At 71.4% G+C, this 25,060-nt stretch carries 18 protein-coding genes and 2 pseudogenes; 6 read left to right on the top strand and 14 right to left on the bottom strand.

What is annotated here, in order from left to right:
- The first annotated feature begins 71 nt into the window (after window positions 1–71).
- A complete protein-coding gene (locus tag QK440_RS08360; RefSeq protein ID WP_282792352.1) occupies window positions 72–2,258 on the top strand; it encodes a RecQ family ATP-dependent DNA helicase in 2,187 nt (728 codons plus the stop codon).
- 224 nt (window positions 2,259–2,482) lie between these two features.
- Window positions 2,483–3,025 (top strand): annotated as a pseudogene (locus QK440_RS08355) (hypothetical protein); the annotation flags it as partial.
- 453 nt (window positions 3,026–3,478) lie between these two features.
- Here QK440_RS08355 and QK440_RS08350 read toward each other — a convergent pair.
- The 3 genes from QK440_RS08350 to QK440_RS08340 all read right to left on the bottom strand — a co-directional run bounded on the left by QK440_RS08350 (window position 3,479) and on the right by QK440_RS08340 (window position 5,731).
- The gene (locus QK440_RS08350) at window positions 3,479–4,144 is read right to left on the bottom strand and encodes a hypothetical protein (protein WP_282792351.1); all 666 of its coding nucleotides are present in this window, start codon (window positions 4,142–4,144) and stop codon (window positions 3,479–3,481) included.
- A 77-nt stretch (window positions 4,145–4,221) separates the two neighbouring features.
- Complete coding sequence (locus QK440_RS08345) at window positions 4,222–4,923, bottom strand: ribonuclease HII (protein WP_282792350.1); 702 nt, start codon at window positions 4,921–4,923, stop codon at window positions 4,222–4,224.
- A gap of 193 nt (window positions 4,924–5,116) precedes the next feature.
- Entirely contained in the window at window positions 5,117–5,731 is a 615-nt protein-coding gene (locus QK440_RS08340; RefSeq protein ID WP_282792349.1) for a TetR/AcrR family transcriptional regulator, read from the bottom strand.
- 125 nt (window positions 5,732–5,856) lie between these two features.
- Here QK440_RS08340 and QK440_RS08335 point away from each other — a divergent pair, with 125 nt between their 5' ends.
- A complete protein-coding gene (locus QK440_RS08335) occupies window positions 5,857–7,413 on the top strand; it encodes an MFS transporter (protein WP_282792348.1) in 1,557 nt (518 codons plus the stop codon).
- Window positions 7,414–7,682: 269 nt separating this feature from the next.
- Here the strand turns inward: QK440_RS08335 and QK440_RS08330 are convergent, their stop codons facing one another.
- The 3 genes and pseudogenes from QK440_RS08330 to QK440_RS08320 form a co-directional block, all read right to left on the bottom strand.
- On the bottom strand, window positions 7,683–8,591 hold the full coding sequence (locus QK440_RS08330) for an ADP-ribosylglycohydrolase family protein (protein ID WP_282792347.1): 909 nt from the start codon (window positions 8,589–8,591) through the stop codon (window positions 7,683–7,685).
- 12 nt (window positions 8,592–8,603) lie between these two features.
- On the bottom strand, window positions 8,604–9,263 hold the full coding sequence (locus QK440_RS08325; protein ID WP_282792346.1) for a histidine phosphatase family protein: 660 nt from the start codon (window positions 9,261–9,263) through the stop codon (window positions 8,604–8,606).
- 34 nt (window positions 9,264–9,297) lie between these two features.
- A pseudogene (locus tag QK440_RS08320) lies at window positions 9,298–9,546 on the bottom strand (ATP-binding cassette domain-containing protein); the annotation flags it as partial.
- 239 nt (window positions 9,547–9,785) lie between these two features.
- Between QK440_RS08320 and QK440_RS08315 the strand changes: the two are divergent.
- Entirely contained in the window at window positions 9,786–10,331 is a 546-nt protein-coding gene (locus QK440_RS08315; RefSeq protein WP_282792345.1) for a TetR/AcrR family transcriptional regulator, read from the top strand.
- A gap of 88 nt (window positions 10,332–10,419) precedes the next feature.
- On the opposite strand, the gene QK440_RS08310 is transcribed toward QK440_RS08315, so the two are convergent.
- Both QK440_RS08310 and QK440_RS08305 read right to left on the bottom strand, forming a co-directional pair.
- Window positions 10,420–11,025: a YdbC family protein gene (locus QK440_RS08310; protein WP_282792344.1), complete on the bottom strand. Its 606-nt coding sequence runs from the start codon at window positions 11,023–11,025 to the stop codon at window positions 10,420–10,422.
- A 33-nt stretch (window positions 11,026–11,058) separates the two neighbouring features.
- Window positions 11,059–11,880, bottom strand: coding sequence for an arylamine N-acetyltransferase (locus tag QK440_RS08305; RefSeq protein ID WP_282792343.1), 822 nt, complete (start codon window positions 11,878–11,880; stop codon window positions 11,059–11,061).
- Between the two features lie 140 nt (window positions 11,881–12,020).
- Between QK440_RS08305 and QK440_RS08300 the strand changes: the two genes are divergently transcribed.
- Window positions 12,021–12,551, top strand: a complete 531-nt coding sequence (locus QK440_RS08300) for a TerD family protein (RefSeq protein WP_282792342.1) — start codon at window positions 12,021–12,023, stop codon at window positions 12,549–12,551.
- A 61-nt stretch (window positions 12,552–12,612) separates the two neighbouring features.
- Here the strand turns inward: QK440_RS08300 and QK440_RS08295 are convergent, their stop codons facing one another.
- Window positions 12,613–15,504, bottom strand: coding sequence for a vitamin B12-dependent ribonucleotide reductase (locus QK440_RS08295; protein WP_282792341.1), 2,892 nt, complete (start codon window positions 15,502–15,504; stop codon window positions 12,613–12,615).
- 139 nt (window positions 15,505–15,643) lie between these two features.
- The gene (nrdR, locus tag QK440_RS08290) at window positions 15,644–16,186 is read right to left on the bottom strand and encodes a transcriptional regulator NrdR (protein WP_190133729.1); all 543 of its coding nucleotides are present in this window, start codon (window positions 16,184–16,186) and stop codon (window positions 15,644–15,646) included.
- A gap of 630 nt (window positions 16,187–16,816) precedes the next feature.
- Here nrdR and lexA point away from each other — a divergent pair.
- On the top strand, window positions 16,817–17,602 hold the full coding sequence (gene lexA / locus QK440_RS08285; protein ID WP_282792340.1) for a transcriptional repressor LexA: 786 nt from the start codon (window positions 16,817–16,819) through the stop codon (window positions 17,600–17,602).
- Between the two features lie 263 nt (window positions 17,603–17,865).
- On the opposite strand, the gene QK440_RS08280 is transcribed toward lexA, so the two are convergent.
- From QK440_RS08280 to QK440_RS08265, 4 genes are all read right to left on the bottom strand, one after another.
- Entirely contained in the window at window positions 17,866–19,845 is a 1,980-nt protein-coding gene (locus QK440_RS08280; RefSeq protein ID WP_282792339.1) for an ATP-dependent DNA helicase, read from the bottom strand.
- 40 nt (window positions 19,846–19,885) lie between these two features.
- Window positions 19,886–21,754, bottom strand: a complete 1,869-nt coding sequence (locus QK440_RS08275) for an IucA/IucC family siderophore biosynthesis protein (RefSeq protein WP_282792338.1) — start codon at window positions 21,752–21,754, stop codon at window positions 19,886–19,888.
- Between the two features lie 61 nt (window positions 21,755–21,815).
- Window positions 21,816–22,676, bottom strand: a complete 861-nt coding sequence (locus QK440_RS08270; protein ID WP_282792337.1) for a GNAT family N-acetyltransferase — start codon at window positions 22,674–22,676, stop codon at window positions 21,816–21,818.
- A 128-nt stretch (window positions 22,677–22,804) separates the two neighbouring features.
- On the bottom strand, window positions 22,805–24,970 hold the full coding sequence (locus tag QK440_RS08265) for an IucA/IucC family protein (RefSeq protein WP_282792336.1): 2,166 nt from the start codon (window positions 24,968–24,970) through the stop codon (window positions 22,805–22,807).
- Window positions 24,971–25,060 lie beyond the last annotated feature (90 nt).

Below are 25,060 nucleotides of genomic sequence, written 5' to 3'. Positions count from 1 at the left end.
CACGACAAGAGTTGTCCACAGTTCGGCGGACCCGTTCGCCGAATGTCCGACCCATCAGGTTGCATGGAGCCATGAGCAACGAAGACCTCCGCACGGCAGCCGACGCCATCCTCACCCGTCTCGTCGGCGGCCCCTCGCCCGCGCCCGGCGGAACGCCGCCGGACGGCCCGCGCCTGCGTGAGGACCAGTGGAGAGCCATCGAAGCGCTGGTCGCCGACAAGCGCCGGGCCCTCGTCGTGCAGCGCACCGGCTGGGGGAAGTCCGCGGTGTACTTCGTCGCGACGGCTCTACTGCGGGAGCGCGGCAGCGGCCCCACCGTGATCATCTCTCCTCTGCTGGCGCTCATGCGGAACCAGGTGGAGTCGGCGGCGCGCGCGGGCATCCGTGCCCGCACGATCAACTCGTCCAACACGGAGGAGTGGGACACCGTCCAGGCGGAGGTGGCCGCGGGCGAGGTCGACGTGCTGCTCGTGAGCCCGGAGCGGCTCAACAATCCCGACTTCCGCGACCAGGTCCTGCCCAAGCTGGCCGCGGCGACCGGCCTCCTAGTGGTCGACGAGGCGCACTGCATCTCCGACTGGGGTCACGACTTCCGCCCCGACTACCGACGCCTGCGCACGATGCTGGCCGACCTGCCGCCCGGCGTCCCGGTCCTCGCCACGACGGCCACCGCCAACGCCCGGGTGACCGCAGACGTCGCCGACCAGCTCGGTACCGGCAGCGGCTCGGACGCCCTCGTCCTCAGAGGTCCGCTCGACCGCGAGAGCCTGAGCCTCGGCGTGCTCCAGCTCCCGACCGCGGCACACCGCCTGGCCTGGCTCGCGGACCACCTCCACGACTTGCCGAGCTCCGGGATCATCTACACCCTCACGGTCGCCGCCGCCGAGGAGGTCACCGCCTACCTGCGGCAGCGCGGCCACACCGTCGCCTCGTACACCGGGAAGACGGAGAACGCGGACCGGCAGCAGGCCGAGGAGGACCTGCTCGCCAACCGCGTGAAAGCCCTGGTGGCCACCTCCGCCCTCGGCATGGGCTTCGACAAGCCGGACCTGGGCTTCGTCATCCACCTCGGCTCCCCCTCCTCGCCGATCGCCTACTACCAGCAGGTGGGCCGCGCGGGCCGTGGCGTCGACCACGCGGAAGTGCTGCTCCTGCCCGGCCAGGAGGACAGGGCGATCTGGGACTACTTCGCCTCCCTCGCCTTCCCGCCCGAGGAGCAGGTGCGTCACACCCTGGACGTCCTGGCACGGGCGGATCGCCCCCTCTCGCTCCCCGCGCTGGAGCCGCTGGTCGAGCTGCGCAGATCACGGCTCGAGACGATGCTCAAGGTCCTGGACGTCGACGGTGCGGTCCGGCGGGTGCAGGGCGGCTGGATCGCCACGGGCGCGCCGTGGTCCTACGACACCGAGCGCTACGCCTGGGTCGCCAAGCAGCGGCAGGCGGAGCAGCAGGCCATGCGCGAGTACGTCACGACCACGTCCTGCCGGATGGAATTCCTGCGGCGCCAGTTGGACGACGAGGAGGCCGCGCCGTGTGGGCGCTGCGACAACTGCGTGGGGGGCCGGTTCGGGGCGGACGTGACGTCGACCGCGCTGGAGTCCGCACGCGGTGAGCTGGCCCGGCCCGGTGTGGTGGTCGAGCCCCGGAAGATGTGGCCCACCGGCCTCGCCGCCGTGGGCATGACCCTCAAGGGCCGGATCCCGGCCGGTGAGCAGGCAGCTCCGGGCCGGGCCCTGGGCCGGCTCTCGGACATCGGATGGGGCAACCGGCTCCGCCCGATGCTCGCCCCGCAGGCGCCGGACGGCCCGGTGCCCGACGATGTCACCCAGGCCGTGGTGGAGGTCCTGGCGGACTGGGCCAAGGGCCCGGGTGGCTGGGCCCCGGGCGCTCCCGACGCCGGGCCCCGGCCCGCGGGTGTGGTGATCATGCCTTCCCGATCGAAGCCTCGGCTCATCCAGTCACTCGGGGCCCGGATCGCGGAGATCGGCCGCCTGCCGCTGCTCGGTTCCCTCGAATACGTGGCCGAGGTCACGGACGCGAGGATCCCGAGGAGCAACAGCGCACAGCGTCTGCGCGCCCTGGACGGCTCCTTGACGGTGCCGCCCGCTCTCGCCGCGGCCCTCCAGGAGGCAGACGGTCCGGTGCTGCTGGTCGACGACGCGACGGAGACCGGCTGGACGCTCGCGGTGTCCACGCGCATGCTGCGCCGGGCCGGCGCCAAGGGGGTGTTGCCGCTGGTCCTGGCCGTGCAAGGGTGACATCCGCATCATCGTGCGGCGCCCTGGGCAGGGATATGCGAGACGTATCACCGGATATGGGTCGGCGGGGTCAATTGCTCGTTGCCGCAAGCGAGTACGGCCGCAAGAATTGGAACCGCTCCCGCGCGGCTCCCCCGTAATCCGGTAGGGCTGTGCCGCGGTGCGTCCCCCAGTCCCCCAGCCCGACCCCGCCCTGCCAGGGGCGTGTAGCCGAAGGGAGGACCGTGACCTTCGGAATCGCTCCGTCCGCTGCGGCGTCGGCACCGGATCCCGTGGCCGCCGCTGCCGCGATGCCCGAGACCGGCGAGCAACTGACCCGGATGCTCGAACCCTCGGAGTGGTCAGCCGCCGAGATCCCGCTGCTCAGAAATCCACGTGAGGTCGTGAGTAGCCTGCACGCCCGGCACCGGCCCACTCTGGCCACCGCGATCGTGGCCGTACTCGACCCGGAGGAACGGGTCAGGGCGTCCGCCTCGTTCGTGCGACGGGCGAGCGCGGTGGACGGGTGGGTGTTCCGCAACGCGCTGCTGGCCCAGTTGCGCAGGGTGATCCCGCACGATCTGCGGCGCCGCACCCCGGTGCGCACCGCCGTACTGCTCTACTGCCGTGACGGGGACGCGCGTTGGACGCAGGAGGACGGCGCGTGGATGTGGGGCCTGCGGGACGCGTGCACGCTGCACGGGCTGAGGTGCGGGGCGTACATCACGCTCACCCGGGAGGGCTGGCAGGTCCTCGGCGAAGGCCGCGGAGGCCGTCGGCCGCACGCCGTGCCCGCGCCCGAAGGACCGGCCGGAGCATCCAGCACGGGTGCCGGGGAAGACGCTGGAGCCGGCGGTGGTCGGCGCCGGTCACCCTCCGACGGTGCGGCACCCCAGCCGTCGGCCGGGGGCGAGGCAGCGCAGACCTCTGCCGGAGATGCGGCGTCGCAGTCCTCGGCCGGGGGTGCGGCGTCGGAGTTGTCGCGGCGCGTGGCGGCGCGGTGAGGCCGGACGGCCCCGCCGCACCGCGCCCTGCGTCGTCCTCCGCGTGACGGCGGCGCCCCTGCGGGCAGGCAGCCACGCCCCACCGTGCCTCCACGCCGACTCCCGTGGGCGCGGCACCGATGCGACGGACCCACCTGCGGACGGGCGCGAGCACACCTGCGGAGGGGCCCAGCCGAGCACGGCACGGCACCCCGGGCCACGGCGCACGCGCCGCGGCCTGCCCGCCGGGCGGGAGCGTCAGACGCCCGCGCCCAGCATGGTGTTGATCCGCTGCGGGTCGCCGCAGACGATCAGCAGGGTGCCGGCCCGGTTGAGCGCGGCGGGCAGGGCCGTGACCGCGGTCTCCTCGCTGCCGCCGTTCAGCGCGACGACGACCACGGGGCGGGTCGCGGCGCGCGGCAGGGCGGCGGCGTCGGCGTAGAACACGTCGTCGCCGGCGTCGTGCTGCGCCCAGTAGGCGTCCTCGCCGAAGGACAGCTCGTGCGTGGACCACGGGTGGGGCTCGCCCGTGGTGACCACCAGGACGTCGCCCGGCGCACGGCCCGAGTCGAGCAGCAGGTCGACGGCTTCCTCGGCGGCGTCGAGAGCGCCGTCGGCGGAGGCCGGGATCAGCTGGATCTGCGGGACCGCGGGACCGTTGGCGGCGGCTTCCGGGGCGGCCGGGGCGGACGGCCCCGGCTTGGCGGCCTGGGCGGGCTGCCCAGGCTTGACAGCCGGTTCACGCGTCGCGCGCTGCGCGGGCGGCGTCGGCCGCACGGGACCCGGGCGACCGGGCCGCGACGGAGCCGCGGGACGCGGACCGGGTACGGGGCGGGGGGTCGGCGCGGTACGGCCGGTGGCCGGAGTGACGCGGGGACCCTGGGCACTCTCGTGAATCTGAGGCTCCTCGGGAATGAGAGGCATGCGTTGTTGTCTATCAAACGCCGATGCGACACGCGTCGGCGGGTGGCACATGAGTGCGACCGGAACTGTGGAAAACATCAGAACTCAAAGCCGAGCTGGCCCTCGATTTCCGGAACGTTTCCCTCCGCCCAGGCGCGGGCTTTCTTGAGGTGCCGCCACTGGGGCAGCGCATCAAGATACGCCCACGAAAGCCGGTGGTACGGGGTGGGGCCCCGTTCCGCCAGCGCGGCCTTGTGCACCGGCGACGGATAACCGGCGTTGGCCGCAAAACCGAAGTCTGCATGTTCGATGCCCAGTTCGGCCATCATTTTGTCGCGCTGAACCTTGGCGATCACCGACGCCGCCGCGACGGCCACGCAGGACTGGTCACCCTTGATCACCGTACGGACCCGCCAGGGAGCGCCGAGGTAGTCGTGCTTGCCGTCGAGGATGACCGCGTCCGGCCGGACCGGGAGCGCGTCGAGGGCACGGACCGCGGCCAGCCGCAGGGCGGCCGTCATGCCCATGTCGTCGATCTCCTCGGGCGACGCGTGCCCCAGGGCATGTGACGTGACCCACCCCTCCAGCTCCGCCGCGAGCTCGGTGCGCCGCTTGGGGCTGATCAGCTTGGAGTCGGTGAGGCCCGCGGGCGGCCTGCGCAGCCCCGTGATCGCCGCGCAGACGGTGACCGGGCCCGCCCACGCTCCGCGTCCGACTTCGTCGACACCGGCGACGATCTTCGCTCCGGTGGTGGCGCGCAAGGAGCGCTCGACGGTATGGGTGGGTGCTTCGTACGGCATGGCGTTTGACAGCGTACGCCGCCGGTGACCACTCGCGACACCCTGGTTGGCCAAGGCTTGGGCGGGTTCGCGCCACGCCACCTCCGCGAGGCGCGCGACCACCCCTTTCCAGAAGGGGGCATTCCCCTTCCGCGTGCACGATGCCCCTCCTGCCCCTACGCGAGAGGCGTTGCCCCGGGCGGTCGCGACCGGCTTACGGGCGCAGCAGCGGGACCATGACCTGATCCACGAGGGCCGCGAATTCCTCGTCCGTCCATTCGCTCCCGCACACCTTGGAGCGGTACATCATCATCGCGGGGATCACCTCGCAGACGTACTGGTCCGTCGCACCGGAACGCACCTCTCCGCGCTCGATTCCGCGCCGCATCACCTGTCGGATGAGTTCCACGCTCGGCTCGACGACACCCTCGACGATCACTTCATGGAAGCGCGCCGCAGCCTCGGCGTCACATTCGTGAAGGACCGCCAGCAGGGCGTGACCGGGGCGCGACGTCATGGCCGCACGCATGTCGCGGCACAGGCGCAGAAGGTCTTCGCGGACGCTGCCGCAGTCCGGCACCTCGTCGAACTTCGGCAGCCCGGCCTGCAGGGCGTGGACGACGAGGTCCTCCTTGGACGGCCAGCGCCGGTACACCGCGGCCTTGCCCGTCTGGGCGCCCGCGGCCACGCCCTCCATCGTCAAGCCGTTCCAGCCGACCGTACTGAGCTGTTCCAGCGCGGACTCCAGGATCGCGCGCTCCAGCACAGGACCTCGACGGCGCGAGGAGACCGCCTGAGCGGAAGCGGCCTTCCAACGCGAAGTAACCATCTGCATCTCTCCGTTGGGCTTTCGAGGAAGCCCAGTGAACGGTTGCGTTCTCTGTCCGGGCTTCACTACCGTGGGACGCGACAGTGAACGGGCGCGTTCACTAACGCACTTGTGGGGGACTCATCGTGACAACCTCTCCGTTGAAGCAAGACCAGCAAGCGGGTGCCGCCCGCCGGGAAGGACATCCCGGCATCGCCCTCACCATCATCGCGGCCTGCCAACTGATGGTGGTCCTGGATGCGACGATTGTGAACATCGCGCTTCCGCACATTCAGGACGCGCTGAAGTTCTCGACGACGGACCTCACGTGGGTGGTCAGTGCGTACACGCTCACGTTCGGCGGTCTGCTGCTGCTCGGCGGGCGTGCCGGTGACATCCTGGGGCGCCGCCGGGTCTTCATGTTCGGCATCCTGCTGTTCACCCTCGCCTCGCTCCTCGGTGGATTCGCCCAGGAGCCCTGGCAGTTGCTGGCGGCGCGGGCCCTGCAGGGCGTCGGTGGCGCGATCGCGTCGCCCACGTCGCTCGCGCTGATCACGACGACGTTCCCCGAAGGTCCCGAGCGGAACCGCGCGTTCGGTGTCTTCGCGGCGGTGTCCGCGGGAGGCGGCGCGATCGGCCTGCTGGCGGGCGGCATGCTCACCGAGTGGCTCGACTGGCGCTGGGTGCTGTTCGTCAACGTCCCCATCGGTGTCCTGATCGCGTTCCTGACCCCGCTGTACATCAGCGAGTCCGAGCGCCATCCGGGCCGCTTCGACCTCGTGGGCGCCTGCACCTCGACGCTCGGCATGGCGTCCTTGGTCTACGGGTTCATCCGCGCTTCCGAGGACGGCTGGCGTGACGGTCTCACCCTGGGGTCGTTCGGCGCCGCGGTCGTGCTGCTCCTGGCGTTCGTGGTCATCGAGAGCCGGGCCAAGGAACCGATCACTCCGCTCAAGATGTTCGCCGATCGCAACCGCTCGGGCACGTACGTGATCATGCTGAGCTTGGCGGCGGCGATGTTCGGCATGTTCTTTTTCATCGTGCTCTTCGTGCAGAACGTGCTGGACTACACGCCCATCGAGGCAGGCCTCGCCTTCCTGCCCGTCACCGTCGCGATCGTGACCGGCGCGGGACTCTCCCAGCGGTTGCTGCCCGTGCTCGGACCCAAGCCCTTCATGGTGACCGGGTCGGCGATCGTCGCGCTGGGGCTCGGCTGGCAGACGTTCATCACGCCGGACAGCTCGTACGTCAGCGGGGTGCTCGGGCCGATGCTGCTCTTCGGCTTCGGCATGGGCCTGAACTTCGTGACACTGACGCTGACGGCGGTGTCCGGAGTCGCGGTGCACGAGGCGGGCGCGGCGTCCGGGCTGCTCAACGCCACGCAGCAGGTCGGCGGATCGTTGGGCCTGTCCATCCTGACCACGGTGTTCGGCACGGCGAGCCGGGACGAGGCCAAGGAGCAGATACCCGACTTCCTGGCGAAGGCCTCCCCGGAGCAGAAGGCCGCCTTCGCGAAGTCGCACGAGCTCCCGGCCCCCTGGGGCCACGAGGTGCTCGCCAAGGGCATCTCCACGGCCTTCCTGCCGGCCGTCGCGATGGCGGTACTCGCTCTGCTGACCGCCGTGGTGGTGATCCGGGTACGCAAGAGCGACCTGGACGCTCTGGCGGGTACGGCGAGCGCTGCGGGGCCCTCCGGGGGCTGACGGGGGCCGTGTGTACCCGGGCCTGCGCGATGGTGGGCCCGGCCCGGCACACACGGAGCCGGGCGGCCGTCAGCGCGTACGCCGCCCAGCTCCTGCCGTGCACGCAGAGCGCGAGCTTGCCTCGGAGCCACCGCCGAACGCTGCCACCGCGCGCCACTGCCCGGGCGCCTGTACAGCTCGCTCCGCTTGAGCCCTCGCCCCTCCCGACGAGCAGCCCTTCCTCCGTACGGGACGGCCGGTACCGCCCGACCCGGCTTCCCGGCCCCCGCTCAGGAGCCCACCGTGGTGGGCACCCACCCGGGCAACGGCTCCGTGCGGTCGAGCCATAGCGCGGGCGGCTTTCCTCCGGCGGCCGCGATCACGCCACCGACGATCGCGCAGGTGGTGTCCATGTCACCGCCCACTCCGGCGGTGGTCCAGAACGCCTTCTCGTAGTCCCCCAGCGCCCGAGCGGCCGACCACAGCGCGAACGGCACCGTGTCGTGCGCGGTCGTACGGCGTCCGCAGCCCAGGACGGCGGCGACCGTCCCGGCGTCGCCGTAGTCGAGCATGTCGCGGGCGCGCCGAAGTCCGGCCCCCACGGCGCTGCGCGGCACCAGGTCGACGACCCCGTCGAGGAGCGCCTTGGCCGTCGGCGGTCCCGTCGGGTCGGCCGCCAGCGCCGCGGCCGCCGCGACCGCCATGGCCCCGACGACGGCTTCCCGGTGCTGGTGGGTCGTGTAGGCGGAGATCTCGGCCTGATGGGTGGCCTGCTCCGGGTCGGAGGCGTACCAGGCGCCGAGCGGCGCCATCCGCATCGAGGCGCCGTTGCCCCAGGACCCTTGCCCCTTGAACAGCGCGGACGCCAGCTCGCGCCAGTCCTCTCCGCCCCGGATCCGGGCGAGGAGGCGGCTGACGGCAGGGCTGTAGCCCCGGTCCGCGTGATGGCGCTCGGCGAAGGAGCGCGCCAGGGCGTCCTGGTCGATCCTGCCGTGCATGGCAAGGACGGCCAGCACGGAGCACGCCATCTCGGTGTCGTCGGTCCACGGCCAGGGGCCGTCCGGCAGCTCGCGCCGCTTGAGCAGTGGGTAGTGCACGGGCGTGAAGAACTGGGAGCCCAGCGCGTCTCCCACCGCCAAGCCGCGCAGGCTGGCCAGAGCACGGTCCAGGCACTGGTCGGGAGAGAGGTCAGCGGTCATCGCCTTGTCACTCTATCCGGTGATGCCGTACGGCTCCGGCTCACGCCAGCGCTCAAACGGCCGGTCGAGTCTGTACTTGCCGTCCTCGCCGAGCAGCAGGGCCCGCATCTCACCATTGCCCGGGTTGGACAGGCATTCGAATTCGGCCACCGACCAGTGGAACCACCGCATGCAGAACAGGCGCATGGTCAGCCCGTGCGTGACGAGCAGGACGTTCGGCGGGTGGTCGGGCGCCTCGAAGCTGCGGTAGAGGCTCTCCAGGAAGGAGCCGACCCGGTCGTAGACGTCGGCGCCCGACTCGCCCTGCGCGAAGCGGTAGAAGAAGTGTCCGTAGGCGTCCCGGTAGGCCTTCTGCAATCGGATGTCGTCCCGGTCCTGCCAGTTTCCCCAGTCCTGTTCCCGCAGCCGTGGCTCCTCGCGTACGCGTACCTGCTCCGGGTCGAGGCGGAAGGCCTGGAACGTCTCGTGGGTGCGGCGGTACGGCGAGACGTACGCGCTGATCCGCTCCTGTCCGAACAGCTCGCGCAGCCCTTTGCCGGCCTCTTCCGCCTGTCGGAGCCCCGTCTCGGTCAGGGCGAGTGCATGGTCGGGCTCGCGCTCGTACACGGTGTCGTCGGCGTTTCCTGCCGACTCGCCGTGTCGGACGAGAACGATGCGCCGGGGTCGTGCCATGGGTCGACCCTAGATCGGGGGCTCCGGGCGGGGCTCAGCCGGGTAGCCGTCCGGCCTCCATCCGGCGTATTCGCCCGGTGAAGCGACTCCTGAGGAGCCGGTCGTGCGAGACGACGACGAGGGCACCGGTCCACCGGTCGAGGGCCTGCTCCAGTTCCTCGACGAGCGTGAGGGCCAGGTGATTGGCCGGTTCGTCGAGCAGGAGCAGGTCGGCGGGGCGGGCGAGCAGCCGCGCGAGGGCGAGTCTGCGGCGCTGCCCGGCGGAGAGCGAACCCACGGGCACGTGAGCCGGGCGGGGGCTCGGCGAGCAGAGCCGGGAAGCCCGGTGCCACCGTGACCTCCGCGGCCGACCAGACCTCGGCCACGCCACCCACCGCCCTCACCTCCACCTCCGCCCCCGACACGAAGCCGTCCCGCACCAAGCCCCAGCCCTCAGCCCCGGCGCAGCCCCAGCCACGATCCCAGCCCCAGCCCCCCGGCACCCGCCGTCCCGGCGGCCGTACCGCCCGTACCCGTGCGGCCGTGCGCGACGCCGTTCTGAGCGGCCTCAGCGATCACGGCTACCCAGGGCTCACCATCGAGTACGTGGCCGAGCACTCCGGTGTCCACAAGACCACGCTCTACCGGCGCTGGGGCGGCCTGGAAGGCCTGGTGGCCGACGCCCTGGACCTGGCGGGCGAGGACACCTGGACGCCGCCGGACACGGGGAGCCTGGAGGGCGACCTGCGCGCGCTCGCGCGCGAGGTCGTCGACGCGTTCGGCGACCGCGCCGAGGCCGCGGCGCCCACCGCCTTCGTGGCGGCCGCCTTCCAGTCCCCGCGCGCCGCCGACGCCTTGCGCGCCTTCTACGCGGAGCGGCTCACACGCTGCGAGGCCGTCGTCGCGCGTGCCGTCGCGCGCGGCGAGGCAGCCGCGGACACCGACGCCGGGGCGCTCGTCCGGGCCGTGTCGGCACCCCTGATGCTGCGCCTGTTCATCACCAGGGAGCCCATCGACACGGCGCTCGCCGACCAGTCGGCCGCAGCGGTACTGGCCGCCACGCGCGCGGGGGCCTTCGCCCGGCGATGATCAACAGCCGTCCCGGGGGCGCGCAGAGCCGCACACGGGCGCCCAGGGTGTGCCGAGCGCGCCTCAGGGCTCGTAGCGCCGTCTCACGTCACACCGTCCAGGACGGTTCCAGTTCCACGACATCGCCCGTGAGCGCCGCGATGTCGGCCTCCGTCTGGGCCCGCAGCGAGAGCCGTTCCACGCGCTCCACGCGGTACTTGCCGTGCTCGGCGGCGGACTGCCACATCGACAGGACCAGGAACTCGTGGCCCGGGGCCTCCCCGAAGAGCCCCCGGACCATCCCGGGTGAGCCGGCCATCGCCGGGTTCCAGATCTTCTCCTGCATCAGCGCGAAGTGCTCCACGCGCTCCTCGTGGACGCGGCAGTGCGCCACCCGCACCACGTCGGTGTCCGTGAAGCGCGGCTCGAAGCCCGTCTTCACGTCGAACCGGTAGTCGAAGAGCTTCACCTGGGCGTCCTTGTACGTGCCCACCTGCGCCGCCGCGAGCCGGTCGTGCGAGCGCGCCATGAAGGAGTCGTAGAAGGCCCGGCTCTCCCAGAAGGCGAAGACGTGCGCCACGTTCGTCCGACTGCGGCTCCACCCTCCACCCTGTCCCCGGAATCCCGGCTCCCCCAGAAGCCCCGCCCACTTTCGCTGCGCCCGCTCGAATCCCCGGCGGTCCACGACGGTGCAGCGAATCCACTTGACCAGCACCGCGCCATCGTACGGCGGAGCGCGTGGCGCGCGTCACGCTCCGGGGTAGTGCGCCTGGATCAGATCCGCGAACTCCTGGTCGGTGAGCTCGATACCGAACTGCCCCACGAGCACGTTCCGCAACTCGTCCACGGAGACCTCTCGTTCGTCCGGCTTCCCGTCGGGCCCCGTGACGGACAGATGCGCTCCGGTCAGTCGGCGGCGCAGCTCCGGGGTGGCCCGTTGCAGTACAGGACGGCGCACGAACGGGGACAGGGGGTACGTCGCCGTGTAGTGGTTCAAGACGGTGTAGTCGACGGGGAGGTACGGCGTCTGCGCGTACGCGTAGAGGTCGAACCAGCCGTCGGGGTGCTCGGTGCGCAGCACCATCTCGCCACTCGGCTCGCGCTCCAGGCTGAACCGCCACTCTCCTTGTCGTGCGTCGGCACCGTCGCGCAACAGGAGGGGTTCGAGCAGCCCCTCGCCCCCGAAGCCGACGTCGCAGTGCCACAGTTCACCGTCCGCCTCGACCTTCAGGAGCATGTGGGTGACGGGGCGCGTGGAGGAGGCTCCGGCCCTGACCCGGGCGCCGAGTCCTGCCACGGTGAAGCCGAAACATTCCAGCGCCGCGGCGAACAGGTGGTTCTGTTCGTAGCAGTAGCCACCGCGCCGGCGGCGCACCATCTTGTCCTGCAGGGCGGCCACGTCCAGCAGGACGGGACGGCCGAGCATGATCTCCAAGTTCTCGAACGGAATCGCTGTCACGTGCGCGCGGTGCAGCGCGCGCAGCGTCGCCAGGTCCGGCTTCACCTCTCCCTCGTAGCCGATCCGGGCCAGATAGGCCTCAGCGTCCAGTGCTTCCCCGTTCCACGTCATGGGGTCAATGATTGCCGCAGGGGCGTCGTGCGCAAAGCGGAGGGTTCGGAACCCCGATGTCAGTGGGAAGCCTTAGCGTGGTGGTAGCACGGGACAACAGACCAGCCACGGGCAACAGGGCAGCAACGAGGGGGAGTTCGGTGAGTAACATCAGCAAAGGGCTCAAGAAGGTCGAGGTCGGCCTGAAATGGGACCCGAGCCCCCTTGGCTCGTCGCCGCACGACCTGGACATCATCGCCGCGACGTACACGGCCGACGACCCCCACGGCAGCCCCGACTACCTCGTGCACTTCGACAGCCGCTCCCCGGACGGCACGATCACGCTCAGCCGGGACAGCACGACCGGCCAGGGGTTCGGCTACGACGAGGTCATGGTCCTGGAGCTGGAGCGCCTGGCCGAGCGGTACGCGCGCGTGGTGATCGGCGTGGCCGTCCAGCAGCCCGCGGAGGGGCGGATCTTCGGCGACATAGAGAACGCCTCGGTCCGGATCCGGGACGGGTACACGGTCCTGGCCGAGCACGACTTCACCGAGGTGGCCGGGTGCACGTCCGCCGTGGTCGCGGAGTTCACGCGCGCCCGGGAGGGCGGGTACTGGTCGTTCCGCGAGGTGCTGCACGGCTTCGACACGGACCTCGCCTCGTTCACGTCCGCAATGGGCGCGGTGCGCTGAGACGCGGTGAGGGGCGGCGGACCCGAAGGCCCGCCGCCCCTCACCTCACGGCGTTACGCGCTCAGCTGCAGCCGCTGGTGGAGCCGCAGCCCTCGCAGATGTAGCACGAGCCGGCGCGCTGCATCTTCGTACCGCAGGAGAAGCACAGCGGTGCGTCGGCCTGGATGCCGAGCTGCATCTCGACGAGCTCGGCACTGGTGTGCGCCTGCTGCGGGGCGGGCGCCTCGGCGTGCGCCTGGGGAGCGGCGACGGCCTTCAGGGTCTCCGTCTGGCGCGGTGCGGACTGGGCCAGGCCCTCCACGTCGACGTCCTCGTCGGCCGGCTCGTACGAACCGGTCTCCAGGTGACGCTGACGCTCCTCGGCGGAGTGGATGCCGAGGGCGGAGCGGGTCTCGAAGGGCAGGAAGTCCAGCGCCAGGCGACGGAAGATGTAGTCGACGATCGACTGCGCCATCCGCACGTCCGGGTCGTCGGTCATGCCCGCCGGCTCGAACCGCATGTTCGTGAACTTGGAGACGTACGTCTCCAGGGGCACGCCGTACTGCAGACCGACGGAGACGGCGATGGAGAAGGCGTCCATCATGCCCGCGAGGGTCGAGCCCTGCTTGGACATCTTCAGGAAGACCTCGCCCAGGCCGTCGTCCGGGTAGGAGTTCGCGGTCATGTAGCCCTCGGCGCCACCGACCGTGAAGGACGTGGTGATGCCGGGACGGCCCTTGGGGAGGCGCTTGCGCACCGGGCGGTACTCGACGACCTTCTCGACGGCCTCACGGATCGTCGCCTCGGTCTTCTCGGTGACCTCGGCCTTCTCCTCCTCCTTCTTCTTGGCGGAGAGCGGCTGGCCGACCTTGCAGTTGTCGCGGTAGATCGCGAGCGCCTTGACGCCCATCTTCCAGGCCTCGAAGTAGACCTCCTCGACGTCCTCGACGGTCGCCGTCTCCGGCAGGTTGACCGTCTTGGAGAGGGCGCCCGAGATCCACGGCTGGATGGCCGCCATCATGCGGACGTGGCCCATCGCGGAGATGGAGCGCTCGCCCATGGCGCAGTCGAAGACCTCGTAGTGCTCGGTCTTCAGGCCCGGGGCGTCGATCACATTGCCGTGCTCGGCGATGTGGGCGACGATCGCCTCGATCTGCTCCTCCTGGTAGCCCAGGCGGCGCAGGGCCTGCGGCACGGTGCCGTTGACGATCTGCATCGAGCCGCCGCCGACGAGCTTCTTGAACTTGACCAGGGCGAGGTCGGGCTCGAGGCCGGTGGTGTCGCAGGACATCGCGAGACCGATGGTGCCGGTCGGCGCGATCACCGAGGCCTGGGAGTTGCGGAAGCCGTTCTTCTCACCGAGGCGCAGGACGTCCTGCCAGGCCTCCGTGGCGGCGGCCCAGATCGGCGTGTCCAGGTCGTCCATGCGGACGGCCGTGGCGTTGGCGTCGGCGTGCTGCTTCATGACGCGCTTGTGCGGCTCGGCGTTGCGGGCGTAGCCGTCGTACGGGCCGACGACCGCGGCCAGCTCGGCGGAGCGCTTGTACGAGGTGCCGGTCATCAGGGAGGTGATCGCGCCGGCGAGGGCACGGCCGCCGTCCGAGTCGTAGGCGTGGCCGGTCGCCATCAGCAGGGCGCCGAGGTTGGCGTAGCCGATGCCGAGCTGGCGGAAGGCGCGGGTGTTCTCGCCGATCTTCTCGGTCGGGAAGTCGGCGAAGCAGATGGAGATGTCCATCGCCGTGATGACCAGCTCGACGACCTTGGCGAAGCGCTCGGACTCGAAGGACTGGTTCCCCTTGCCGTCGTCCTTGAGGAACTTCATCAGGTTCAGCGAGGCGAGGTTGCAGGACGTGTTGTCCAGGTGCATGTACTCGCTGCACGGGTTCGACGCGGTGATCCGGCCGGACTCAGGGCACGTGTGCCAGTGGTTGATGGTGTCGTCGTACTGGATGCCCGGGTCGGCGCAGGCCCAGGCGGCCTCGGCCATCTTGCGGAAGAGCGCCTTGGCGTCGACCTCCTCGATGACCTCGCCGGTCATGCGGGCGCGCAGGCCGAACTTGCCGCCGGTCTCGACCGCGCGCATGAACTCGCCGTTCACGCGGACCGAGTTGTTGGCGTTCTGGTACTGGACGGACGTGATGTCGTCGCCGCCCAGGTCCATGTCGAAGCCCGCGTCGCGCAGGGCGCGGATCTTCTCCTCCTCCTTGACCTTGGTCTCGATGAAGTCCTCGATGTCGGGGTGGTCGACGTCGAGCACGACCATCTTCGCGGCACGGCGCGTGGCACCACCGGACTTGATCGTTCCGGCGGAGGCGTCGGCGCCCCGCATGAAGGAGACCGGGCCGGAGGCGTTGCCTCCGGAGGACAGCAGTTCCTTGGAGGAACGGATACGGGAGAGGTTCAGGCCGGCACCGGAGCCGCCCTTGAAGATCATGCCCTCTTCCTTGTACCAGTCGAGGATCGACTCCATGGAGTCGTCGACGGACAGGATGAAGCAGGCGGAGACCTGCTGCGGCTGGGGCGTGCCGACGTTGAACCACACCGGCGAGTTGAAGCTGAAGATCTGGTGCAGGAGGGCGTACGCCAGCTCGTGCTCGAAGATCTCGGCGTCCGCGGGGGAGGCGAAGTACTTGTAGTCCTCGCCGGCCTTCCGGTACGTCTTCACGATGCGCTCGATGAGCTGCTTGAGGCTCACCTCGCGCTGCGGCGTCCCGACCGCGCCCCGGAAGTACTTGCTCGTGACGATGTTGACCGCGTTCAACGACCAGAAGTCGGGGAACTCCACGCCGCGCTGCTCGAAGTTGACCGAACCGTCGCGCCAGTTGGTCATGACGACGTCACGGCGCTCCCAGGTCACCTCGTCGTACGGGTGCACGCCGGGGGTCGTATGAATGCGCTCGATACGCAGGCCCTTGCCACCCTTGGGTCCCTTGGCACGGGAACCTCGTGCGGGGCCGCTCGTCGTCTCGGTCATGCCGCCTCCCTGTATCAGGCTAAAACGCCCTGAAGTGCCACGTTCTTCCCGCAGCACGGTGTGTGTGTCTTGCGTCGCGGACGCTCCTGCGTGCGCCTCGCGACAGGTCTGGTGTGCCGCCGAACCGTCGGCCGGACGGTCAGTCGGCGGCAGTGGCAGGCTGCGGGACTTCGGGAGTCCCTCCGGGCCCGCGGCCGGTCGCGGCAGGCTCCGCGGCGGAGCCGTCCGGCGCGCTGTCACGCCCACCCCGCAGCTCTTCGATCGCGGCCTCGAAGTCCTCGAGCGAGTCGAAGGCCCGATACACGGACGCGAAGCGCAGATAGGCGACGAGGTCCAGCTCCTGCAGCGGGCCGAGTATGGCGAGACCCACGTCGTGGGTGGTCAGCTCGGCGCTGCCCGTGGCACGGACCGCTTCCTCGACCCGCTGGCCGAGCTGGGCCAGCGCGTCCTCCGTCACCGGTCGCCCCTGGCAGGCCTTGCGGACGCCATTGATGACCTTGGTACGGCTGAAGGGTTCGGTCACGCCGCTGCGCTTGACCACCATCAGTGAGCACGTCTCCACCGTCGTGAAACGGCGCGAGCAGTCCGGGCACTGACGCCGCCTGCGGATCGACGTGCCGTCATCAGTGGTGCGACTGTCGACTACGCGGCTGTCGGGGTGCCTGCAGAAGGGGCAGTGCATGGAACTCCCAACCCTCCTTCACGGCACGTCTCACAGGCCTCTGCGGGCGCTTGAGGCCCTCGAAGCAGCCCCCAGCATAGGCGATGCCTGAGGCCCCGAATGACCGGGGACCACAACTTCTGGGCTGCGGTCGCAATCCAACCACTAGATCTGGGGTTTGCCGTGTTTTCCTGGGGCATCGCGTGTCGCTCGCCGACCTGGCGCCCCATGCCGCGATCCCGCGCGCGGGCACCGCGCTCCCCGTACGGGGGCCACACCCCTTCCCGTACGGGGGCCACACCCCTTCCCGTACGGGAAGGACGTCGGCCACCCGGCGCCGGAGGGGCGCCTCCCCTCCGCACGCGGACGGCGGGCGGTCGCGTGCGACGTCGCCCGAGAGGGGCCGGTGCGGGGTTGACGGGGGCCTGGGTGGCACTATGTGAGCCTCACCCGGCAGGGTTACGACCCCGGCGGTGAAGCGTACCGTAATGAACCGAAATGCCTTTCGGCCCGAGCGCGAGCCATACACCCAAACACATGATCGCGGCAGGCAATCTGCGTTTTTTCACTCGAACGTGTGTTTGGCGCAACCTTTCGAAAGCAACTACCGTTGGCTAACTAGGGAGAACATCTCGAGAGGGGCCGACCGACGTGACCACCACCGCAGACAGCGCCACCATCACTGCCCAGGACCGCTCCCGGAGCCGATTCGAGCCGGTGCATGCCATGAATGACGCAGCCACGAACCAGGAGGGGCCCAAGCCCGCGCGCTCCCTGCCGGGCCGACCTCCAGGAATCCGTGCCGACAGCTCAGGGCTCACGGATCGCCAGCGCCGGGTGATCGAGGTCATCAGGGACTCGGTGCAGCGGCGGGGCTACCCGCCGTCGATGCGGGAGATCGGACAGGCGGTAGGCCTCTCCAGCACGTCGTCGGTGGCGCACCAGCTCATGGCTCTGGAGCGCAAGGGGTTCCTGCGCCGCGACCCGCACCGCCCGCGCGCCTACGAGGTCCGCGGCTCGGACCAGCCGAGCACCCAGGCCACGGACACGACGGGCAAGCCCGCCGCGTCGTACGTCCCTCTCGTCGGCCGCATCGCGGCGGGCGGCCCGATCCTCGCGGAGGAGTCCGTCGAGGACGTGTTCCCCCTCCCCCGGCAGCTCGTCGGAGACGGCGAGCTCTTCGTCCTGAAGGTCGTCGGTGACTCCATGATCGAGGCCGCGATCTGTGACGGCGACTGGGTGACGGTCCGCCGCCAGCCCGTCGCGGAGAACGGCGACATCGTCGCCGCGATGCTCGACGGCGAGGCCACCGTCAAGCGCTTCAAGCGCGAGGACGGCCACGTCTGGCTGCTGCCGCACAACGCCGCGTACCAGCCCATCCCCGGTGACGAGGCGACCATCCTCGGCAAGGTGGTGGCGGTCCTGCGCCGGGTGTGAGCCCCGCCCCTGGACCGGGCCCCGGAACCCACTGCGCCGGTTCCGGGGCCCTGTGCTGTGCCCAGCCGGGTGCGGGACCCCGTGGCCATGGGGGGGGAGCTGCCCCTCCTCGGATGAGTCGGCTCGCGCTGTTCCTGCCGCTTCCGCCGTCCCTGGGGGCGCCCCCGGTCCCCCTCCCCCGGCGGACGGAAGCATGATCGGGGGCGCACCCATCGGGCCCGGCGCGCACGCGCCGCACACGCCCCGGCGAGGCTCCCGCCCACCTACGCGTCCTGCGCGCCCTTCTCCTTCGCCGCGGCGTCGATCGCCGCCAGGGAGCGCCGCACCTGATTGCGGTCCGTCGTGTACCAGAAGTCCGGCAGTGACGCCCGGAGGTAGCTCCCGTACCGAGCGGTGGCCAGGCGCGGGTCGAGGACGGCGACCACGCCGCGGTCCCCCGACGCCCGGACGAGGCGGCCCGCGCCCTGCGCCATCAGCAGGGCCGCGTGGGTCGCGGCGACGGCCATGAAGCCGTTGCCACCCGCTTCGTCCACCGCCTTCTGGCGGGCGCTCATCAGCGGGTCGTCGGGGCGCGGGAACGGGATCTTGTCCATGACCACGAGCTGGCAGCTCGGGCCCGGCACGTCCACGCCCTGCCACAGCGACAGCGTGCCGAACAGGCACGTCTCGTCGTCGGCGGCGAAGTTCTTGATCAGCTCGCCCAGGGTCTCCTCGCCCTGGAGCAGGATCGGCATGTCCAGCCGTCCCCGCAGTTCCTCGGCGGCCGCCTGTGCCCCGCGCATCGAGGAGAACAGGCCGAGCGTGCGCCCGCCCGCCGCCTCGATCAGCTCCGTCAGCTCGTCCAGCATGTCGCCGCGGGCGCCGTCACGGGCCGGGCGGGCCAGGTGCTGTGCGACGTACAGGATGCCCTGCCGGCGGTAGTCGAACGGCGAGCCCACGTCGACGCCCTTCCACACCGGGAGGTCGTCGCCCTGCGTCCCTTCGGGGGGCAGGCCCAGGGAGGCCCCCACGCCGTTGAAGTCGCCGCCCAGCTTGAGCGTGGCCGACGTGAGGATCACCGAGCGGTCGGTGAAGAGCTTCTCGCGGAGCAGTCCCGACACCGACATGGGTGCCACCCGCAGGGAGGCGCCGAAGCGGTCGTGGCGCTCGTACCAGACGACGTCGTACTCGGAGCCGTTCGTGATGCGCTCCGCCACGTCGTGGACGCTCTCCACGGAGGCCAGGGCCTGCTTGCGGACGGCGTCCTCGTCCTGGACCGACTTGTCGCGGGTCGACCCGAGGGCGGAGATGACCGTCCGGGCGGCGTCACGCAGCGCCATCAGCGCGTACCCGAGGTCCTCGGGGACCTCCTCCAGGCGGCCGGGCAGGGCCAGCTCCATCAGCCGCTCGAAGCCCTCGGCGGCGGTCTGGAGCTGGTCCGCGACCTTCTCGTCGACGAGCTTGGCCGCGCGCCGCACCGCGCGGTTGACCTGCCCCGGCGTGAGCTCGCCGGTGGCCACGCCGGTCACGCGGGAGACCAGCTCGTGGGCCTCGTCCACGATCAGCACCTCGTGCTGCGGCAGGACCGGGGCGCCCTCGATGGCGTCGATGGCGAGCAGGGCGTGGTTCGTGACCACGACCTCGGCGAGCTTGGCCCGCTCCCGGGCCATCTCGGCGAAGCACTCCTGGCCGTACGCGCACCGGGTGGCGCCCAGGCACTCCCTGGAGGAGACGGACACCTGGGCCCACGCCCGGTCGGACACCCCGGGGGTGAAATTGTCCCGGTCGCCGCTCTCGGTCTCGTCCGCCCAGTCCCGCAGGCGCAGCAGGTCGCGGCCGAGCTTGCTGCTGGGCGCCGCGGCCTCGAACTGGTCGAAGAGGCCCTCTTCCTCCTCCTGGGGCATGCCCTCGTGCAGACGGTGCAGGCACAGGTAGTTCGACCGCCCCTTGAGCATGGCGAACTCGGGGCGGCGGCGCAGCAGCGGGTGCAGGGCGTCCACCGTGCGCGGCAGGTCCCGCTCCACGAGCTGGCGCTGCAGCGCGAGGGTGGCCGTGGCGACCACGACCCGCTCGCCGTGCGCCAGCGCGGGCACCAGGTAGCCGAGGGACTTACCGGTGCCGGTGCCGGCCTGGACCAGCAGGTGGGAGCCGTCGTCGATCGCCTCGGCGACGGTCTCGGCCATGGTCACCTGGCCGGGGCGCTCCGTGCCTCCGACGGCGGCGACGGCGGCGTGCAGGAGCTCGGGGAGTGAGGGCTTCGTCATAGCCCGACCACCCTACGGTGCCCCACTGACAATGCCGCGATCAAGGCTGATGGAGGGGGTTGGGCACGGTCCCGTGCACGGCGGCGTGGGGGCGCTCGGCCCGGTCGCGGTAGCCGTCGAGGTGGAGCCGGTTGCGGTTCAGGCACAGCCGCTCGATCCGGGGCGTGAACAGGTCGAACAGCTCGTAGCGCTCCTTGAGCTCCGGGGCGCGTGCCTGGTGGCGGAGGATCTCGGCGCGGACGAGGGCCCAGAAGTCGGTCTCGGGAACGCCGAGCTGCTCCTCGCACAGGGGGGCCAGGTAGCGGAAGACGCCGACGAACAGGCCGGCGTGGAGGAACTGCGTGAGGAACGCGGGCGGCTCCGTGAGCAGGATGTCGCGCACGGCGGCAGGCATCGTGTCGTGCTCCCGGACGCGCTCGGCGCTGACGTTGACGTCGTCCACGAAGTCCTTCACGGCCAGCCGTACGGGCACGTCGCTGTCGTCGAAGACGACGATGGTGTTCTCCCCGTGGGGCGAGAACACCGTGCCGTACCGGTACAGGAACTGCAGGAGGGGCGGCAGCAGGGTCGCGAACAGGTGGCGCAGCCAGACGGCCGGTACGAGCCCGGACCGCTCGACGAGCGCGGCGACGAGGGCGCGTCCCTGGGGGTCGGTGTGCAGCAGGCAGGCGAGGGTGCGGGCGCGCTCCCCCGGCGCGAGGTAGCGCGTGACCGGCTCGCGCCAGATGGCGCCGAGCAACTCCTTGTACTGGTAGGGAACTTCCGGCAGCGAGTCGTAGACGGGATGTTCCACCGTCACGGACGCGACTTCTCCGAGGAGGATCACGCGGCATTCGTCGCGCAGGAAGGGGTCGGAGTCGCGCAAGGCGTGCACCCAGGAGGTGACGTCCGGGGCGGCGAGGGTGCGCTCCGTGGGGAGACCGCGCCACACCAGGGTGTTGAGGACGGACAGCGGCAGCTTGATGGTGTGCCGCTCGGGTCGCGTGATGTTCAGGAAGGTGCGGATGGACTGCTGGGGCAGGCGCAGGTCGCCGTCGGTGGGGAGCGGGACGATCTTCCCGGAGGCGACGGACGGCGCGAAGAGGGGCAGCACGATGTCATCCCACTGCCAGGGGTGCACCGGGAGGTAGAGGTACTCCTGGGGGTCGAGGCCCCGCTCGCGGAGTATGGCGGCGTAGGCCTCCTGTGTGGCGGGGGCGAGTTCGCGCGCGTAGAGCTTCTCGGAGGTGTCCAGGGCGAGCACGCCCCGGTAGGTGGCGAGGCTGGTGTGGACGGCGATCCAGGGGATCGTGGTGTGGGCGCGGGCTTCGGGTGCCCAGTGGCGCGCGTCGGTGGCGGAGAAACCGATGCGCCCTTTGTTGAGGACGAGCCAGGGGTGGCCCGTCTGGTGACCTTCGAGCTCCGCGTAGCCGAGGTCGGCGAGCTCCGACGCGCTCAGGGCGCCGTGGTCGAGCCGGGTGTCCGCGCTCAGGGTGACGGTCAGTTCGCGGATGAGGTGGCCGAGGGTGGCGCCGTCCAGGCCGAGAGTGCGGCGCGCGGCCGTCAGGAACCAGAGCGGGTCCGTGAGCGGCCGGGGCCGGTCGTCGCCTTCGTCGAGCAGCAGGCTCGCCGGGTCCACGCGCCAGCTGCCGTAGGCGGTGCGGCGGGCGCGGAAGGTGAGGCGGGGCCGTGGCCGGCCGCTCGTGCCGGATTCGTCGAGGAAGAGGTGGTACGTGTCCGTGCCGTCGGCGGTGTCGGCGGTGTCGGCGTCGACCGGTGCGGGCCGGAGGATCTCCTCGTACGCGAACTCGCTGACGATCTTGGCGAGCAGGCGTCGGCCCGCCTGCTCCCAGCGCTCCCGCGACAGCTCGGGCGGGTCGTAGAGGGCGGCGGGGTGGTGGGGTTTGTGGGGTCCGGACGGATGCGGCACGGGGACTCCTCGGGGAGGGAACCGGATCAGGTCGAGCGACGTTGGAGAAGTGAGCAGGTCGTCAGCGGGCGGGTCCGAGCAGGCCGCGCAGGGCCCGGTCGCGGATCATGAGCGCGGCTCGCTTGTCGGGCAGGTCGACCTCGGCGGCGAAGCGGAAGCCGGCGCTGAGGAAAGCGGAGACGGAGGGGGTGTTGCGCAGGTCCGGTTCGGCTACGACGCGTGCGCAGGCGGGGCGGCGGTCGAGGACGAGGTCGGCGACGACTCTCAGCAGGGTGCTGCCCAGGCCCCGGCCGCGGTGGGTGACGCCGCCGATGAGCAGGTGGATCCCGGTGTCGTGCGGACGGGCGGGGTAGTGGCGTGCCAGCGGATCGAGGTCGGCACGGTAGATCTCCCAGTAGCTCATGGGTGTGCCCGCGAGGACGCCGAGGCAGGGGACACTGCGCCCGTCTCCGTCCAGTTGGGCGCGCAGGTGGGCCTCGGTGACGGACTCGGGCCCCGAGAGCTCCCAGAATTCGGCGACGGCCGGGTCGTTCATCCACCGGCTGATGAGCGGCAGGTCACGGGGGAGGTGGACGGGCACGAGTTGGAAGACACCGGCGTCGGTGGCCGCCGGGCCCCAGGTGGCGATGTGGTCGAGAAGGTCCTCCCGGGGGTGGGGGTCCACCCCGCCTGCCGTCGGCCCGTAGGCGCCGTTTCCGTCGGCTGCCGGTGGCGGTTCCCGCCCGTCGCCGTGGGCGATCAACGCGAGGAGTTCGTCGGGCAACTGCAGATCGAGGGTGTCTTCGCAGTCCGTGGAGCCCGGGGTGGCGGGCTCGGTTCCGGCGTCGGTGCTCGTATCGCTGTCGGCGACGGTGCTCGTATCCGGGCTGGCGTCGGTGCTGACGTCGGTGCTCGCGTCGGTGCTGGCATCGGTGGGAGGCACGACGTGGCTCCTCTCGGCGGGGCGGGTTCAGTGGAGGCGGGGCAATGGTCCTCAGGGGTGGCTCAGGTCGGGCGTGGGACGGGCTCGGCGATGCTGGGCTGAGGGGTACGGGGTGAGCGGTGCGGGGTTCACGCGTGGAGGGGGTTGGCGATGGTGACGTAGACGGACTGGGTGTCGACGGGGCCGACGAGTTCGTCGAGACCGTGCAGGCGGGTGAGCAGGTTGGCCTTGCACCGCAGCACGGGTGAGTCGAGCAGCAGGGCGGGCAGGGGAGTGCGCAGGCGGCCCGGCCCTGACGCCACATCGCCGAGGAAGCGGCGGAGGGCGGCGAGCAGCAGCCGTTCGTCGGCGAGGCGTTGGGAACCGAGGGCGCCGACGAGGCCGAGGACGTTGTTGATGCCGAGGTAGTAGGCGAAGCGCTCGTCGGTGACCTCGTCGGAGACGAACGTGTCGCTGTGCCGGCCGATGCCGGGGAGGCGCTGGTCCAGTTCGGCGCGGCGGGACTCGCGGAAGTAGTAGCCCTGGTTGTCGCGGTAGCGGCCGCCGCTGGGCCATCCGTCGGGGTCGAGCAGGAGCACGGTGTTCTGCTGGTGGGCCTCCAGGGCGACTCCTGCCTCGCTGTCCAGCCACAGGACGGGGCGGACGACGTTCTCGAGGTACCGCAGGAACCACTCCGCGGCCACGGCTCCGCGCGGGCGGCCGGTGCGTCCGGCGAGGCGGGTGATGATCTCGGCGAGCCGGGAGCGCATCGGCGGCTGGTCCTGGCCACCGTCCGGGGCGGGCGGCCTGGGTGAGACGAGGCCGGCGATGCAGGTGGCGTCGTCGGCGGGGCCGAACGGATTGTGCCGGATCATGACGTCGAGCCCGGGGACGGGGGCGCCGTCGGCTCCGGTGACGGCGAGCCAGGCGGGGTCGCGGATGATGTCGAACCCCGGGTGAGCCGCGCGCCACTGTTCGGCAAGGCCGCTGCGCAGCAGGCGGTGAACCTCGACGCCGCGGTGGAGTTCCTTGCGGAGGTTCTCCCGGCGGGAGTTGGTGATGCGCAGGCCGAGCGACAGCTTCAGCATGGCCGGGGCGCCGGAGCGGTAGAGCGTGCGGACGGAGGAGGTGGGGTGCCAGGGCTCACCGTGCGGGCCGCAGTCCTGGAGCAGCCCGTCGGCCAGGAGTGCGGTGGCCTCGGGGCGGTGCTGGAGCTCGCGCATCTGCCACGGGTGCACGGGGAGCAGGGCGTGGCCGTCCGGCGGAGTCAGTCCGGGCCCGGCCAGGCGGGCGGTCAGCAGCCCGGCCGGGACGACGCGGCCGCGCTCGGTCCAGGCCGAGTCCGTGGCCAGGACGGAGGGGGCGACCGCGAGCCAGTGCAGCGGGAAGGCGCCGCGCAACTCCGGTGAGTAGAGACGGGTTTCGGCGTCCGAGAGGCCTTCACGGCTCTTGGGGGTGGGGTGCAGGGGGTGCCCGAGGAGGAGGGACTGCTCGGCGGTCAGGAAGAGGTCGGGAGGGTCCTGCCGATGGTCCCGGCGCGAGGCCAGGAACGTGGCGGTACGGCGGAGGGAGTCGGCGACGCGGGCCACGAGGTCGGCGCCTTCGGCGGCCTCCGGGGACACGGTGGCCGCCGGGGCGGCCGCGGCCTCCGTGGCGGCTGCGGCTTCTGTGACAGCCGCGGGTTCCGTGACAGCGGTGGCTTCCGTGGCGGCCACGGTCTCCGTGGGGGCTGCGGCTTCCGTGGCGGCTGCGGCGTCCGTGGCGGCGGCGCCCGGCTTCGGCTCCGCTTCGGCCGGTTCCTCGTCGGGTGCCGACGCGACGGCTCTTCCCGCCGGGGGCTGCGGTACGGCGTCAGCGGTGCGCTCGGCGCTTCCGCCGGGCGGGGGTGCCGTCTCGCGGCTCAGCAGGGTGGCGAGCGTGACGGCGTCGACCGGGGGCCCGGGCTCGGGGTCGTTCTCCAGGTGGGGAAGGCCGAAGCGGTGCCAGCCGGTCGGGGACCAGTAGTCGACGGGCACGAGCAGGGCGGTGCCACTGGTGGGAAGGGGGATGCGGAGGGTGCCGCGCTCAGGGGCGTCGTAACCGTTCTCGCGCACCCAGCACCGGAGCAGGTTCTCCAGGGCGGCGGCCTGTGCGGCCGTGCGCGGGTCGGGGTGGTCGAGCAGATCGGCGGTGCCGTGGGGAAGGCGCTTGGCCTCCTGGCTCCGGCCCTTCTGCTGGGGGACTGTCTCGGACTCCGCAGCCGGCGGGGAGTGCGTGCCGCAGGCGCCTGAGGGATGCGGTTGGGGACGGCCGTCGGATGCGGGGGTCGCGTTCAAGGGGCTTCCTTGCTGGTGTCGGGCTCCGTGTGGGGACGGGCGGGGCTTGACGACTGGAGGGGGACGGGAAGGGGACGGGAGTGGCGGATG

Source organism: Streptomyces sp. CC224B (assembly GCF_030010595.1).
Taxonomy (GTDB): domain Bacteria; phylum Actinomycetota; class Actinomycetes; order Streptomycetales; family Streptomycetaceae; genus Streptomyces; species Streptomyces longispororuber.
Note: the sequence above shows the minus strand (reverse complement) of the source record. Positions and strands in the feature narration are given on the sequence as shown.